This is a genomic window from Mesorhizobium sp. M5C.F.Ca.ET.164.01.1.1 (assembly GCF_004792125.1).
Taxonomy (GTDB): Bacteria; Pseudomonadota; Alphaproteobacteria; order Rhizobiales; family Rhizobiaceae; genus Mesorhizobium; species Mesorhizobium wenxiniae.
The window spans coordinates 1-307 of record NZ_SRTG01000442.1 but is presented as its reverse complement, the minus strand read 5'-3'; the positions used below and the strand labels follow the sequence as shown (position 1 = coordinate 307).

The 307-nt window shown below is 65.8% G+C and carries 1 pseudogene; it reads left to right on the top strand.

Annotation, left to right across the window (positions count from 1 at the left end):
* Positions 1-307: pseudogene (locus EN807_RS34195) on the top strand (malate synthase G); the annotation flags it as partial.

The following is a 307-nucleotide window of genomic DNA, read 5'->3' as shown; positions in this document are numbered from 1 at the left end:
CTGAGAGCGGGCGAGGGTGCCGGCGCCACCACGCTTGCCGACCCGAAACAGTTCGCCGGCTATCGCGGCGATGCCGCCAATCCCGAAGCCGTGCTTTTGGTCAGGAACGGCCTGCACATCGAGATCGTCATCGACCGCGCCAACCAGATCGGCCGCACCGACCCGGCTGGAATCGCCGACGTCATCCTGGAATCGGCTTTGACCACCATCCAGGACTGCGAGGACTCGGTCGCCGCTGTCGACGCTGAGGACAAGGTCGTCGTCTACCGCAACTGGCTCGGCCTGATGAAGGGCGACCTCGCCGAAG